The following is a 13,836-nucleotide window of genomic DNA, read 5'->3' on the forward strand; positions in this document are numbered from 1 at the left end:
AACTCACCTGCTGCTCGAGGTCTTCCACAGGTTGATGCCGGCCTCGACCGCGTGCTTGTCGATCTTCGCGAGCTCCTCGGCCGAGAACCTGAGGTTCTTCACCGCGTCGAGGGAGTCGTCGAGCTGGGCGACCGAGCTGGCCCCGATGAGCACGGACGTGACGCGCTCGTCGCGCAGCGCCCAGGCCAGCGCCATCTGCGCGAGGGACTGGCCGCGGGCCTTCGCCATCCGGTCGAGGGCGCGGACGTGCTTGAGCGACTCGTCGGTGAGCAGCTTCGGGTCGAGCGACTTCCCCTGTGCCGCACGGGAACCCTCGGGGATGCCCTTGAGGTACTTGTTGGTGAGCATCCCCTGCGCGAGCGGCGAGAACGCGATGAGGCCGACGCCCTCGGCGCCGACGACGTCGAGCAGGTCCTCCTCGATCCAGCGGTTGAGCATCGAGTAGGACGGCTGGTGGATGAGCAGCGGCGTGCCCATCTCACGGAGGATGGCGACGGCCTCGCGGGTGCGGGCGCCCGAGTACGACGAGATCCCGACGTAGAGGGCCTTGCCCGCGCGGACGAGGGAGTCGAGCGCGCCCATCGTCTCCTCGAGGGGGGTCGTCTCGTCGAAGCGGTGCGAGTAGAAGATGTCGACGTAGTCCAGGCCCATCCGCTTCAGGGACTGGTCGGCCGAGGCGATGACGTATTTCCGTGAGCCGCCGCCCTGGCCGTACGGGCCGGGCCACATGTCGTACCCGGCCTTGGAGGAGATGACGAGCTCATCGCGGTAGGGGCGGAAGTCGCGGGCGAAGATCGTGCCGAAGTTGCGTTCGGCGGACCCGTAGGGCGGGCCGTAGTTGTTCGCGAGGTCGAAGTGCGTGACACCGCGGTCGAAGGCCCGCCGCAGCGTCGCCTGCTGCCGCTCGAGGGGGACGTCGTCGCCGAAGTTGTGCCACAGGCCCAGCGACACCGCGGGCAGGTCGAGCCCGGAGCGGCCGACCCGGCGGTACGGCATCCCGGCGCGGTAGCGGCCCGCGGCCGCCTTGTACTCGTCAGCGTGGAACGTCATGCCCTCCATCCAACACCCCGGACGCCGGTGTCGGGTGCCCAGGTGCTCGTGGGGCGTCGTCCCGGGACCCGGGCCGGCGGAGGACGCCCGCAGCGTGAGACGTCCGACCGGACCCCGGTGACCGCCCTCGGCGGCCGACGTATCCTCGGTGCAGGTCATGAGCGCCAGCGCCAAGCCCCGGCTCGCTGGCCGGCAACCCTCCTCCCGCGGTGGGGTGCCCCGGGTGAGGACCTGGCGCGCGACACCCGTCGCGCGCAAGCGCGGGACTCCGCCCCGGGAGGCCCGCACCGACACGACAGTGCGTGCGTCGGGCCGCGGCCCGGCCACCCGAGACTTGGGAGAGAACCATGACCGACCCCTCGCAGTGGGGCTTCGAGACCAGGCAGGTGCACGCGGGGCAGATCCCCGACAGCGCCACGGGCGCCCGCGCCCTGCCGATCTACCAGACGACGTCGTACGTCTTCAACGACACGACGCATGCCGCGAACCTGTTCGCGCTCAAGGAGTTCGGCAACATCTACACGCGGATCATGAACCCGACGCAGGACGCCGTCGAGCAGCGGATCGCGGCGCTGGAGGGTGGCGTGGCCGCCCTCCTGGTGTCGTCGGGGCAGGCGGCCACGACGATCGGGCTGCTCAACGTCGCGGAGGCCGGGGACCACATCGTCTCCAGCGCCGCCCTCTACGGCGGCACCGTCAACCTGCTGAAGTTCACCTTCCGGAAGCTCGGGATCGACGTCACGTTCGTCGAGGACCACACGAACCTCGACGCGTGGCGAGCGGCGGTGCGCCCCAACACGAAGGCCTTCTTCGGCGAGACGATCGCCAACCCCAAGGCCGAGCTCCTCGACATCGAGGGCGTGGCCGGGGTCGCGCACGAGGTCGGGGTCCCGCTCGTCGTCGACAACACGATCGCGACGCCGTACCTCATCCGCCCGATCGAGTGGGGCGCCGACGTCGTCATCCACTCCGCGACGAAGTACCTCGGTGGCCACGGCACGTCGATCGCGGGCGTCATCGTCGACGCCGGCACCTTCGACTACGGCAAGGACCCCGAGCGGTTCCCGAACTACAACACCCCCGAGGAGAGCTACCACGGGCTGGTGTTCGCGCGCGACCTCGGCGTGGGCGGCATCCTCGGCGCGAACCTCGCCTACATCCTCAAGGCGCGGGTCCAGCTCCTCCGCGACCTCGGGTCGGCCATCTCGCCGTTCAACGCCTTCCTCATCGCGCAGGGTCTGGAGACCCTGAGCCTTCGGGTCGAGCGTCACGTCGAGAACGCCCACCACGTCGCCGCGTACCTCCAGGCGCACCCGCAGGTGGAGGCCGTGCGGTGGGCCTCGCTCGACGACCAGCCGGGCAAGGTGCTCGCTGACAAGTACGCGCCCAAGGGCGCCGGTGCGGTGCTCGCGTTCGAGATCGCGGGTGGCCTCGAGGCCGGGCAGCGCTTCGTCGAGGGGCTCTCGCTGCACAGCCACGTCGCCAACATCGGCGACGTCCGCTCGCTGGCGATCCACCCGGCGTCCACCACCCACAGCCAGGGCGGTGACGAGGACCGCCTCGCCGCCGGGGTGACGCCGGGCCTGGTCCGGCTGGCGGTCGGCATCGAGTCGCTGCCCGACATCATCGCCGACCTCGATGCCGGCTTCGCGGCTGCCGCCGGCGACGGGTCGTCGAGCGGTGACCTCGGTGCCGAGCAGCCCGCCGACCTCGCGGGCCAGTCCGTCTGACGGCACGCGGGCGGCCCCCGGCCGCATCCCGCAACGTGGGTGGAGATCGTCGGCCGGCCGACGATCTCCACCCACGTTCGCTCGGCGTGGGGGACCGCGGGCCCATCGGCCCTCACCGTCGCCCTTCGGGGCTGTGGACAACCGGTCGGCCGGGTCGGACCGGCCACCTAGCGTGGGGTGATGACGAGGTACCGGGTCGACGCCGAGGAGGTCGCCGCGCTCGGGGTGGCGCTGCACGAGGCCGGGCTCCACCTCGCGCAGGTCGGTGACGTCTCCGCCGAGCGCTGGGCGCTCGGGCCGGGGGAGACGGGTCCCGCGGTCGAGGAGCTGCTCGGCGGGTGGCGGCGGTCCCGGCTCGCGCTCGCCGAGTCGCTCGTCGCGCTGGGCGAGGCGGCGCTCGCGGCGGGGGACGCCTACCTCGACGTCGAGGACGCCACCGAGCGGGCGCTCCGCGGAGGCTCATGGTGAGCCCGCCGCTGCACCCGCTGCCCGGGAACCCGGCTGCCGTGCACCTGCTCGCCCGTGCGCTGGCTGGCACCGGTGGTCGGCTGCTCGCGATGGCCGAAACCCTCGTGCGCCTCCGCGACGACGCGGCGTGGCAGGGGTGCGCCGGGGACGCGTTCGGGGCCCGGGTCGGGGAGGTCCCGGTGGTGCTCCGCGCGGTCGCCGAGCGGTTCGTCGGAGCGGTCGCCGCCCTCGACGAGCTCGCGGAGGCGATGGGGGCGGCGCAGGCCGTCATCGGTCCGGCCGTGCGCGACGACGACACCGCCGCCGGCGCCTACGTCCTGCTCGAGGACCGTGCCGCCGCGCTCGTGGCGGCCGGCGCCACCGAGGACGACCCCGCGCTCCTCGTCGTCCGGCACCTGCAGCGCGAGCAGGTCGGCGCGCAGCAGCGGGCCCGCGACCGGCACGCCGCGGCGCTCGAACGGTTCCGCGCGGTCGACGCCCGGGTCGCCCGCGTCGTGCGCGCGCTCGCCGAGGACGCGCTCAGGGACCCGGGGCCCTACCGCCTGCTCGCCCGGCTCAGCACGGGCGGGGCCCACGTCGCGGAGCTGGCCCCCGTCGCCCTCGCGGCGCCTGAGCTGGCGCCCGTCGCCGTCGCCGGCGACTGGGTGGGCACCGGAGCCGACGCGCTCCTCCTCCTGGCCTACGGCGAGGGCGACGCCCGCGCACTCGCCACCCGGGCTGCCCTGGCCTCGACCGGGGGCGTGGGGCGGGTCCTCAAGCGGGGGGCCACCGCGGGCGCCGAGCTCACCGCCGCGGGCGTCCGCACCTCCGGCGGCCTCACGTCCGGCCAGCGCGTGGCCGCGGGGGTCACCGCCTCCGTCCGGGCCAGGCGCGAGGCCGTGCGCACGGCCCTCGCGGGGGTGCCCGAGCGCGGGACGCCGAGCGCCCTGCTCGGCGGCCCACCGGTGCCGCGGCTCGTCCACCCGCCCGGGGCGTCGGTGCGTGACAGGGCGGCTGCCTCCGCGCGGGACGCGGCGCACCGGGCGCGCGCGTCTGCCGAGGACGCGGTGCGGCGGAAGGTCCTCGACGACTGGCGGCTGGCCAGCGCGAACGGCCCCGGTGCGCGGCGCATGTACGTCGCGGGGATGACGCTCGAGGGAGCGTCGCGAGCCGTCACCCCGTCCGTCGCGGGCGACCCGCCCGCCGAGCGCGACCGCGACCCACGATGACGCGCTGAAGCGACCGCGACCCACGATGACGCGCCGGCGCGTCGCGCTGCGGGGCGGCGGCGGCCGCGCGGACGTCGGGAAACCCCCTCGGGGGCCACCGACCACCCGACCTATCCTGTGACCCGTGCCCACCCAGCCCGTCGACACCGTCGACCCTGCCCGGCTGCGGTACCCGGAGCACCTGCCCGTCGTCGAGGCGCGCGAGGAGATCCTCGCGGCGATCCGCGACCACCAGGTCGTCGTCATCGCCGGCGAGACCGGCTCGGGCAAGACGACCCAGCTGCCGAAGATGTGCCTCGAGCTCGGGCGCGGGGGTGTCACCGGTCAGGTCGGGCACACTCAGCCGCGCCGCATCGCCGCGCGCTCGGTGGCCGAGCGGATCGCCGAGGAGATGCAGGTCGAGCTCGGTGACCTCGTGGGCTACCAGGTGCGCTTCACCGACCACAGCAGCGACGCGACCCGGGTCAAGGTGATGACCGACGGCATCCTGCTGAGCGAGATGCAGCGCGACCGCGACCTGCGCCGGTACGACACGATCATCATCGACGAGGCCCACGAGCGGTCCCTCAACATCGACTTCATCCTCGGCTACCTCAAGCAGCTCCTGCCGCGGCGCCCCGACCTCAAGGTGGTCGTCACCTCGGCGACGATCGACCCCGACCGGTTCGCCCGCCACTTCGCCACCGACGAGCAGGGCCGCGAGGTTCGCGAGGTCCCCGTCATCGAGGTCTCCGGGCGCACGTACCCGGTCGAGGTGCGCTACCGCCCCCTCGTCGAGCTCCACCCCGACGGGCGCCACGTCGTGGCCGAGCGCGACCAGGTCACCGGCGTCGTCGAGGCCGTTGAGGAGCTCTGGACCGAGGCGCCCCCGGGCCCGGAGGCCACCGACATCCTCGTGTTCTTCTCGGGGGAGCGCGAGATCCGCGACGCCGCCGACGCCCTCACGGCGCTGAGGCTGCCGAACACCGAGGTGCTGCCCCTGTACGCCCGCCTGTCCGCCGCCGAGCAGCACCGGGTCTTCCACCGCGGGGCGGGGCGCCGCATCGTCCTCGCGACCAACGTCGCCGAGACCTCGCTCACCGTCCCGGGCATCGGCTACGTCGTCGACACCGGGACCGCGCGCATCTCCCGGTACAGCCAGCGCACCAAGGTCCAGCGCCTGCCGATCGAGCCGGTGAGCCGGGCCAGCGCCCAGCAGCGCACCGGCCGCTGCGGACGTGTCGCGCCCGGCGTGTGCATCCGGCTGTACTCGGAGGAGGACTTCGAGGCCCGCGACGAGTTCACCGAGCCCGAGATCCAGCGGACCTCCCTGGCCGCCGTCATCCTGCAGATGACGAGCCTCGGCCTCGGCGACGTCACGCGCTTCCCGTTCGTCGACGCCCCGGACGCGCGGCAGGTCGCCGACGGCGTGCGCCTCCTCGAGGAGCTCGGCGCGTTCTCGACCGACGAGAAGGGCGGAGGGCGCCACCGCGGCCGAGCGCGCCGCCTCACCAGCACCGGCCGCACCCTCGCCCGCCTGCCCCTCGACCCCCGTCTCGCCCGGATGGTCGTCGAGGCCGGCCGGCTCGGCTGCACCCGCGAGGTGCTCGTCATGGTGGCGGCCCTGTCGATCCAGGACCCGCGCGAGCGACCCGCCGACAAGGAGGCGCAGGCCGACCAGTCCCACGCCCGCTTCAAGGACGAGCGCTCCGACTTCGCCTCGCTCCTCGCCCTGTGGCGCCACGTCAAGGACCAGCAGAAGGCGCTGTCGCACAGCGCCTTCCGCCGGATGTGCAAGAACGAGTACCTGCACTACCTCCGCATCCGCGAGTGGCAGGACCTGCACGCGCAGCTTCGCCAGGCCTGCCGCAGCGTGCGGATCGACCCCGACCGCGCGACGGCGGCCCGCGACGCCGAACCCGACTGGGACACCGTGCACCGCGCGATCCTCACCGGCCTGCTGTCCCACGTGGGGGTGAGGGACGAGGTCAAGCGCGAGTACCAGGGCGCCCGGGGTGCACGCTTCGGCATCAGCCCCGGGAGCTCGCTGTTCCGCCGGCAGCCGGACTACGTCATGAGCGCCGAGCTCGTCGAGACCACGCGCCTGTGGGCACGCGTCAACGCCCGCATCGAGCCCGAGTGGGCCGAGGAGGCCGGGGCTCACGTCGTCACTCGCACCGTCAGCGAGCCCCGCTGGTCGAGGAGGGCCGGTGCCGCCGTCGCGACCGAGCGGGTCACCCTCTACGGCGTCCCGCTCGTCACCGACCGCACGATCCAGTACGCGCGCGTCGACCCCGAGGCCGCGCGCGAGATCTTCGTCCGCAGCGCGCTCGTCGAGGGCGACTGGGAGCCGGTCCACGACTTCTGGAAGCAGAACCAGCGCACCCTCAGGCGCGTCGAGGAGCTCGAGGAGCGGGCCCGCCGGCGCGACATCGTCGTCGACGACGAGGTCGTCTTCGAGTTCTACGACTCCCGCATCCCGCCCGACGTCACCGACGAACGGCGCTTCGACCGCTGGTGGCGGGGTGAGCGCCGCCGCCGACCCGACCTGCTGACCCTCACCGAGACGGTCCTCACGAGCGAGGCGGGGGAGGAGGTGTCGGCCGCGGACTACCCGCGGACCTGGCGCCAGGGCGACCTCGAGCTCGACGTCACGTACCAGTTCTCGCCCGGCCAGGCCGCCGACGGCGTCACCGTGCACGTCCCCGTCGCCGTCCTCAACCGCCTGCGCCCCGATGGCTTCGACTGGCAGGTCCCCGGCCTGCGCGACGACCTCGCCGTCGCCCTCCTCAGGTCGCTGCCGAAGGCCACCCGTCGCCACTTCGTCCCCACCCCCGACCACGCGATGGCCGCCCTCGCCGAGGCCGACCCCGCGAACGGTCCGCTCACCGACGAGCTGGCCCGGGTCCTGTTCTCCCGCACCGGCGTGCGCATCCAGCCGGGGGAGTGGGACCTCGCCCGCGTCCCCGACCACCTCCGCATCACCTTCAGCGTCGAGGGCCCGCGGCGGCAGGTCGTCGCGAGCGGCAAGGACCTCGAGGCGCTGCGGGAGCAGGCCGGGGGTGCCGTCCGCCAGGGGGTGGCGCACGCGGCGGCCTCCATCGAGCGCGGCGGCCTCACCGGCTGGTCGGTCGGCACCGTGCCGACGACCTTCGAGGGACGCAGCGGCCGCCAGACCGTGCTCGGGTTCCCGGCGCTGGTCGACGAGGGCGACACCGTCGGCCTGCGCGTCCTCCCCGACGAGGGGGCGGCGCAGGCCGCCCACCGACGTGGTGTCCGCCGGCTCCTGCTGCTCAACACGACCGCCCCGTGGAAGCGGGTCCTCGCCCGGCTCTCCAACGCCCAGAAGCTCGCCCTCGCCGACAACCCGCACGGTTCGGTGCCGGCCCTCCTCCAGGACTGCCTCGACGCCGCCGTCGACGCCGTCGTCGCCGAGCACGTCCCGGGGGAGGTGCGCACCGAGGCCGACTTCGCCGCGGCCCTCACCGCCGTCCGGACCCACGCGGCGACCCGCGTCCTCACCGTCGTCGAGGCCGTCGAGCCGGTCCTCGCCAGGGCCGCCGCCGTGCGCCGCACGCTCGAGGCCCTGGCGAGAGGCGCAGCCGCCGACCGGACGCGCGCGACCCGTGCCGACGTCCGCGCCCAGCTCGACAGCCTCGTCCGCCCCGGCTTCGTCGCCGCGACGGGCGTGGCCCGCCTCCGCGACGTGGAGCGCTACCTGCGCGCCATGGAGCACCGGCTCGAGCGGGCCGCGACCAACCCCCGCGAGCCCCTCCTGCAGGAGCAGGTCGACGGTGTCGAGGCCGCGTACGCCGACCTCATCGAGTCCCTCCCCGCCGCCCGGCGGGGCGCGGCCGACGTCACGGACATCGGCTGGATGGTCGAGGAGCTGCGCGTCTCGCTCTTCGCGCAGTCGCTGGGGACGAGCGGCCCGGTGAGCGAGAAGCGGGTCCGCGCCGCCATCGCCGCCGTCGCGGGCTCCGTCCGCTGACGGCGGAGGGCGCGCACGACCGGGAATCCTCGCGGACCCCACGGACGTTGACCGGGCACGAGGTCACCTCCGTGAAAGGCTTGTGCCGTGCAGAACCCCTCCGCGCTCTACCGCTTCGAGACCGACGCCGACCTCGACGTGCCGCGCCCCGGCGTGCTCGTCGTCGCCCTCGGCGCGTTCATCGACGCCGGGCACATCCAGCAGGTCCTGGGTGGACACCTCCTCGAGACCGGTGACCCGGAGGTCGTCGCGTCCTTCGACGTCGACCAGCTGCTCGACTACCGCGGCCGCCGCCCGGCGATGGTCTTCGACACGAACCGCTGGGTCGAGTACGAGGACCCCGCGATGCTCCTGCACCGCCTCACCGACCGTGACGGCCAGACGTACTACCTGCTCAGCGGGCCGGAGCCGGACTACCAGTGGGAGCGCGTCGTCGAGGCCGTCCGCGAGCTCGTCGTGCGCCTCGGCATCACCCTCGTCGTCCACACGCACGGCATCCCCATGGCGGTGCCGCACACCCGCCCGGTCGGGATGACGGCGCACGCCACGGACGCCTCCCTCATCGGTGACGCCGCCTCCCCGTTCGGCCGCGTCCAGGTCCCCGGGTCGATCGGGGCGCTGCTCGAGCTGCGCCTCGGCGAGGCCGGCCACCAGGCGGTCGGGTTCGCCATCCACGTCCCGCACTACCTCGCCGGCTCCGAGTGGGCCGAGGGGGCGCTGGCCTCGCTCAACGCGATCGTGGACGTCACCGGCCTCAACCTCCCCAACGACCACCTCGTCACCCTCGCGCGCGCCAACCAGCAGGCCATCGCCGCCGAGGTCGACCAGAACGACGAGGCCGGCCAGGTCGTGCGCGCCCTCGAGCAGCAGTACGACGCGTTCGTCGAGGGCCAGCAGCGGCCCAGCCTGCTGGCCACGGAGGCCTCGCAGATCCCCTCGGCCGACGAGCTCGGCGCCGACTTCGAGAACTTCCTGCGCACCGTCGCCGACGACGACACCGACCGCTCCTGAGCCTCAGTCCTTCGCGTCGGACCACCGCGCGATGACCGAGGTGTCCGACACGAAGCGCACCGGCGCGCCCTGCGCCCACCGCCGCGCGGCGTCGTCGAGGGCGCGGTCGACGCGGGCCGCCACCTCCTCGGCGTGCTCGAGCGGCGCGTGGAGGAGCAGCTCGTCGTGGAGGCAGAGGACGACCTGCGCCCCGAGGTCGCGCGTCGTCGCCCGGACCGTGGCCGCCCACGCCTTGAACAGCTCGGCGGCGGCTCCCTGGATGATGGCGTTGCGCGCGAACCTGCCGCGGGCGGCATCGAGCTGCGGGTCGGTTCCCGGCGGGCTCGCCGCGAGGAAGCGCCCCGTGGGGACCAGCCGCCCGCCCCAGGTGCGGATCGGCTCGCCGCGGCGCCCGGCGTCGTAGGCCCGGTCGAGGAAGGCCATCGCCACGGGGTAGGCCCGCTCCAGTCCCTTGAGCGCCTCACCGGCGGCACCGCTGCGCTGCCCGTACATCGCCGCGAGGACGGCGACCTTGGCGACGGGCCGCTCGACCCCGAGCCGCTGGGCCACCGGGGCGTAGAGGTCGTCGGCGCGGGTCGCCGCGGCGAACGAGGCGTCGGCCGAGACGACGGCGAGCACGCGCGGCTCGATCTGGCCGAGGTCGGCGCGCACGAGGGCGAACCCCGGGTGCGCGGCGACGCCTGGCCGCAGGGCCGCCGGGAGGTTGTGGAGGCCGTTCTCGGCGGTCATCCGTCCGGCCGCACCGTCACAGGCGGTCCAGCGCCCCCGCAGCCGGTCGTCGGCGCCCACGTGCGCGTCGAGCCAGCGGTAGCCGTAGGTCGTGGCGATCCGCTCGTCGCGCCGCCAGTCGAGGAGCGCCGCGACGAGGGGGTTGACGTCGCGGTAGGGCTCGAGGACCCACTTGCGCGTGTTCGGGACGTCGACCCCGACCGAGGCGAGCAGCTCCTTGACCTGGGCGGGGTTGCGCAGGTCGGTGGCCTCGCGCCCCGGCGCGTGACGCAGGACGAGGGCGTCGCGCCCGCGCCGGGCCGCGACCTCCTCGGCGTCGGTCGTGGGGCGCGGGCCTGCTGCGTCGGCGACGAGCTCCTCGGTGCGGGCCCGGTCCAGGGGGAGGCCGTCGCGCAGCAGCTCGACGCACAGCAGCGCCGCCGCGGACTCGGCGTGGACCGTGCCGACGAGCCGGGTGCTCGTGCGCCCGGCCGCGTCGTGCTGGAGGTGGGCGGTCTCCACTGCCGCGCGGGCCCACGCCTCGAGGTGACCGGGGTCGCGCAGCCACTCGGCGTGGTCGCCGCGCAGGTGCCCGTCCGGGAGGACGGCCGACGCGGGGTCCGCGACCGCACGGTCGGAGACCAGCTCGAAGAGGTCGCCGGTGGGCGGGGCGGCGACGTCGTGGGCCGCCAGCCCGTGCGCCGCCGCCCAGGCCAGACCAGGCGTCACGTGCCAGCCGCCGTGGAGGAGGCGGTGCGCCTCGGCGACGTCCCAGGCGCGCGCGGGCGCGACCCCGGCCGCGACGAGCGGGGTGGCCGCCTCGTCGGCGGACCACCAGACCCACCGCGGCGAGGACGCCGCCTCGACCCGGCGGACGCCCTCGACGAGGTCGTCGAGGGGGCCCAGCAGGACCTGGTCGGCGGTGACGAGGACCCCGTGGCGCGGGCCGGCGCCGGGAGGCGTGAGCGCCACCGCGGCGACGTCTCCCGGGATCATGCGCACGAGCGTAGGCCGCCCCACCGACGCCGACCCGCGCGCCCGGTCGACCGGGTGCGACGTGGCAGGATCGACCGGACGAGGCGTCGGCGCACCGGCCGCGCCGCACCACCGACCAGGAGGACCACGTGGGCATCCCGGGATTCGGCAAGGACCGCACGAGCACCGCCGTCGGCGAGGTCAAGAGCGCACTCGACTCCGCGCGGGAGGGCGGGGCGAAGGGCGACCAGGCGACCCGGCTGGTCCAGACCGTCCTCGACCTCGGCATCGACGGCAAGGGCTGGTTCGACTCCGCCGCGGAGGTCGCCGACGCGGCCCGTCGCGCGAGCGGTGGTGACGCCGAGAAGGCCGTCGAGGCCGTCATCAGCAAGCACCTGCGCCTCGCCGGTGCCGCCGGGTTCGTCACGAGCCTCGGCGGCTTCATCACCTGGCCGGTCGCGCTGCCGGCCAACGTCCTCGGGTTCTACCTCCTCGCGACCCGGATGACGGCCGCCGTCGCCCGCCTGCGCGGCCACGACATCGGCACCGAGCAGATCCGCACCGCCGTGCTCCTCACGCTCGTCGGCGCCGACGCCGACGACCTGCTCCGCAAGGCGGGTGCCGTCGCGCCCAGCGGGCGGATGGTCAACCTCGCGGCCCAGCGGCTTCCCGGCCCGGCGCTCATGGTCGTGAACAAGGGCATCGGCTTCCGCCTCCTCGCCACCGCGGGCAAGGGCGCCCTGACCAAGGTCGGGAAGCTCGTCCCCGTCATCGGGGGCGTCATCGGGGCCGGGGTCGACGCCTGGATGCTGAGCCGGATCGCCGCCAACGCCCGGCGCGAGTTCCCCCCGGCGGCGGCGGGCGAGATCACCGCGGGACCGTAGCCGGACCGACCGTCGGGAACGCCGGCCACCCGCCGGACGTCGATCGTCTCGCAGCACGGGGACCGCAGGGTCCCCGGAAGGAGCCAGGAGGACCCATGGCCAAGACCGCCAACCGTCTCGTCGCCGTCGGCGCCGTCGTCAAGGCCGTCCGCACGGCGATGCGCCCGGGCGGCCCGTCGCTCGGCGAGCGGGCGACCGCCGTGCCGCGGCTGGTCAGGGCCGTCGTCGCCGGCGACTACGTCGGCGTCTCGAAGGGCCGCCTCCTCCTCCTGCTCGCCGCCGCGGGCTACGTCGTCTCACCGGTCGACCTCATGCCCGAGGGCGTCCTCGGGGTGCTCGGGATGGCCGACGACGCGATGGTCCTCGGCTGGCTCGCGACCCAGCTCGTCGAGGAGACCGAGGCGTTCCTCGCCTGGGAGCGGGGGCGCGGCCAGGGCCCGTCGGCGTCCGGCCGCACCGTCCCCGGCGACGTCGTGCGCTGAGTCGTCCGCCCCGTCGTCCACAGGCCCTCGTCGGTGAGGGCGCTGTCCACAGGTTCGAACCGACCCTCGCGCCGCGCCCCTGCGGCGACGAGCGTGGTCGGCATGACAGCAGACATCACGCTCCGGGGGCCCGACGAGGTCATCGCGGTCCTGCCCTACCAGCTCGGCTACCACCTGCACGACTGCGTCGTCGCGGTCGCCCTGCGCGGTCGCACGATGGGAATGGTCGCGCGAGCCGACCTCCCACCCGACGAGCTCGCCGAGGACGTCGCGGGCTCGCTCGTCGGCCCGCTCCTGCGCGACGGGGCGTCGGCGGTGGTCGTCGTCGCGTGGGAGGACGTGGCCGACGCGTCCGCGCCGGTCACCCTCGCCCTCGTCGAGGCGCTCGAGCGGGCGGGGGTCGAGGTCCTCGACGTGGCGGTCGTGCGCGACGGCCGCCGCTACTCGCCGGGGTGCTCGCCGCCGTGCTGCCCGGCCGACGGTGAACCGCTGCGCGACCCCACGACGGTCCCCGCGGTCGCCGACCTCGTCGCGCTCGGACGCGCGCCGCTCGAGGGCCGCGACGCCGTCGCACGGCTGGTCGACCCCGGGCCGGGGGCACAGGAGGTCGGCCGGGTCGTCGCGCACCGCGCCACCCGACGGCCCGGCCGCCGACGGTGGGCCCGGGCCTGGGCCGAGGTCCTCGCCGTCTCGCGGTCCGGCCCGCCGCGCCCCGAGGCGGTGGCCGACGCGGTGCTCTCGCTCGCGGACGTCCCGTGGCGCGACGGCGTGGTCGCGTGGCTCTCGCCCGGTGTCCTGCCGTTCAGCGAGGTCGACGACGAGGTGCTGCGGCACCTGCGGTCCTCGGTGCCCAGGTGGTTCCCCGTCGGTGGCCGCCCGGCGGTCCGCACCACGGAGCGACCCGACCTCGCGACCCGCCTGGTCGAGGTGTGCCGCGCGGTCCCGGACTCCTGTTCCGCGGAGGCGGTCGCGGTGTGCACGGTCACGGCGCACGTCGCCTGGGCCGAGGGCGACGGCGCGCTCGCCCGCGCGGCCCTCGACCGGGCGGAGCGGCTCGACCCCGGCTACCGACTCGCCCACCTCCTGCGCCGGCTGGTCGACGCCGGCGTGCGGATCCCCCGCGGCCGGGGGCGCCCGCGCGGGGGCACCGAGCTGCGCCCGGTCGGCTGAGCCGGTGACCGCGTTCCGGACGTGGCGGACGGCGCGAGGGGGTGCTCGGTACCATGGACGCCGGTCCTGAGTCCCAGCGTCAAACCCCGGTTTGCTGGGCGGCAACCCTCCTCGCGGTGGGGTGCCCCGGGTGACGACCTGGTCGCACCGCCCGGTGCGGCAAGCGCGAGCACCGAGGAG

General features: G+C 75.0%; 10 protein-coding genes and 2 riboswitches. Of the genes, 8 read left to right on the forward strand and 2 right to left on the reverse strand.

What is annotated here, in order from left to right:
- Positions 1-3: 3 nt before the first annotated feature.
- Positions 4-1,050: an L-glyceraldehyde 3-phosphate reductase gene (gene mgrA / locus ACK8HX_RS02525; protein ID WP_411939064.1), complete on the reverse strand. Its 1,047-nt coding sequence runs from the start codon at positions 1,048-1,050 to the stop codon at positions 4-6.
- A 153-nt stretch (positions 1,051-1,203) separates the two neighbouring features.
- A riboswitch (SAM riboswitch) is annotated at positions 1,204-1,317 on the forward strand.
- A gap of 80 nt (positions 1,318-1,397) precedes the next feature.
- Between mgrA and ACK8HX_RS02530 the strand changes: the two genes are divergently transcribed.
- The 5 genes from ACK8HX_RS02530 (at position 1,398) to ACK8HX_RS02550 (ending at position 9,437) form a co-directional block, all read left to right on the forward strand.
- Positions 1,398-2,780 carry a bifunctional o-acetylhomoserine/o-acetylserine sulfhydrylase gene (locus ACK8HX_RS02530; protein ID WP_411939065.1) on the forward strand — a complete coding sequence of 461 codons (1,383 nt, stop codon included), beginning with the start codon at positions 1,398-1,400 and terminating at the stop codon, positions 2,778-2,780.
- Positions 2,781-2,960: 180 nt separating this feature from the next.
- The gene (locus ACK8HX_RS02535) at positions 2,961-3,248 is read left to right on the forward strand and encodes a hypothetical protein (protein ID WP_411939066.1); all 288 of its coding nucleotides are present in this window, start codon (positions 2,961-2,963) and stop codon (positions 3,246-3,248) included.
- Positions 3,245-4,456: a hypothetical protein gene (locus ACK8HX_RS02540; protein WP_411939067.1), complete on the forward strand. Its 1,212-nt coding sequence runs from the start codon at positions 3,245-3,247 to the stop codon at positions 4,454-4,456. The genes ACK8HX_RS02535 and ACK8HX_RS02540 overlap by 4 nt, the downstream gene beginning before the upstream one ends.
- Before the next feature lie 124 nt (positions 4,457-4,580).
- On the forward strand, positions 4,581-8,426 hold the full coding sequence (gene hrpA, locus ACK8HX_RS02545; protein ID WP_411939068.1) for an ATP-dependent RNA helicase HrpA: 3,846 nt from the start codon (positions 4,581-4,583) through the stop codon (positions 8,424-8,426).
- 87 nt (positions 8,427-8,513) lie between these two features.
- Positions 8,514-9,437 carry a proteasome assembly chaperone family protein gene (locus ACK8HX_RS02550; RefSeq protein WP_411939069.1) on the forward strand — a complete coding sequence of 308 codons (924 nt, stop codon included), beginning with the start codon at positions 8,514-8,516 and terminating at the stop codon, positions 9,435-9,437.
- A 3-nt stretch (positions 9,438-9,440) separates the two neighbouring features.
- Here the strand turns inward: ACK8HX_RS02550 and ACK8HX_RS02555 are convergent, their stop codons facing one another.
- Positions 9,441-11,141: a DNA polymerase gene (locus ACK8HX_RS02555; protein ID WP_411939070.1), complete on the reverse strand. Its 1,701-nt coding sequence runs from the start codon at positions 11,139-11,141 to the stop codon at positions 9,441-9,443.
- 128 nt (positions 11,142-11,269) lie between these two features.
- Here ACK8HX_RS02555 and ACK8HX_RS02560 point away from each other — a divergent pair, with 128 nt between their 5' ends.
- The 3 genes from ACK8HX_RS02560 to ACK8HX_RS02570 all read left to right on the forward strand — a co-directional run bounded on the left by ACK8HX_RS02560 (position 11,270) and on the right by ACK8HX_RS02570 (position 13,656).
- The gene (locus tag ACK8HX_RS02560) at positions 11,270-12,004 is read left to right on the forward strand and encodes an EcsC family protein (protein WP_411939071.1); all 735 of its coding nucleotides are present in this window, start codon (positions 11,270-11,272) and stop codon (positions 12,002-12,004) included.
- Between the two features lie 95 nt (positions 12,005-12,099).
- Positions 12,100-12,486 (forward strand): YkvA family protein, encoded by a 387-nt coding sequence (locus tag ACK8HX_RS02565; RefSeq protein ID WP_411939072.1) that lies wholly within the window; start codon positions 12,100-12,102, stop codon positions 12,484-12,486.
- Between the two features lie 102 nt (positions 12,487-12,588).
- Positions 12,589-13,656 carry a DUF4192 domain-containing protein gene (locus ACK8HX_RS02570; RefSeq protein WP_411939073.1) on the forward strand — a complete coding sequence of 356 codons (1,068 nt, stop codon included), beginning with the start codon at positions 12,589-12,591 and terminating at the stop codon, positions 13,654-13,656.
- A 62-nt stretch (positions 13,657-13,718) separates the two neighbouring features.
- Positions 13,719-13,828, forward strand: a riboswitch (SAM riboswitch).
- The last annotated feature ends 8 nt before the right edge of the window (positions 13,829-13,836 follow it).

This window comes from Oryzobacter faecalis (assembly GCF_046764005.1).
Lineage (GTDB): Bacteria > Actinomycetota > Actinomycetes > Actinomycetales > Dermatophilaceae > Oryzobacter > Oryzobacter faecalis.

What these genes read in the sequence shown, in the direction of transcription:
- ACK8HX_RS02570 (WP_411939073.1), top strand. Translation starts at nt 12,589, where the DNA reads ATGACAGCAGACATCACGCTCCGGGGGCCCGACGAGGTCATCGCGGTC.
- ACK8HX_RS02565 (WP_411939072.1), top strand. Translation starts at nt 12,100, where the DNA reads ATGGCCAAGACCGCCAACCGTCTCGTCGCCGTCGGCGCCGTCGTCAAG.
- ACK8HX_RS02535 (WP_411939066.1), top strand. Translation starts at nt 2,961, where the DNA reads ATGACGAGGTACCGGGTCGACGCCGAGGAGGTCGCCGCGCTCGGGGTG.
- ACK8HX_RS02555 (WP_411939070.1), bottom strand. Translation starts at nt 11,141, where the DNA reads ATGATCCCGGGAGACGTCGCCGCGGTGGCGCTCACGCCTCCCGGCGCC.
- ACK8HX_RS02530 (WP_411939065.1), top strand. Translation starts at nt 1,398, where the DNA reads ATGACCGACCCCTCGCAGTGGGGCTTCGAGACCAGGCAGGTGCACGCG.
- mgrA (WP_411939064.1), bottom strand. Translation starts at nt 1,050, where the DNA reads ATGACGTTCCACGCTGACGAGTACAAGGCGGCCGCGGGCCGCTACCGC.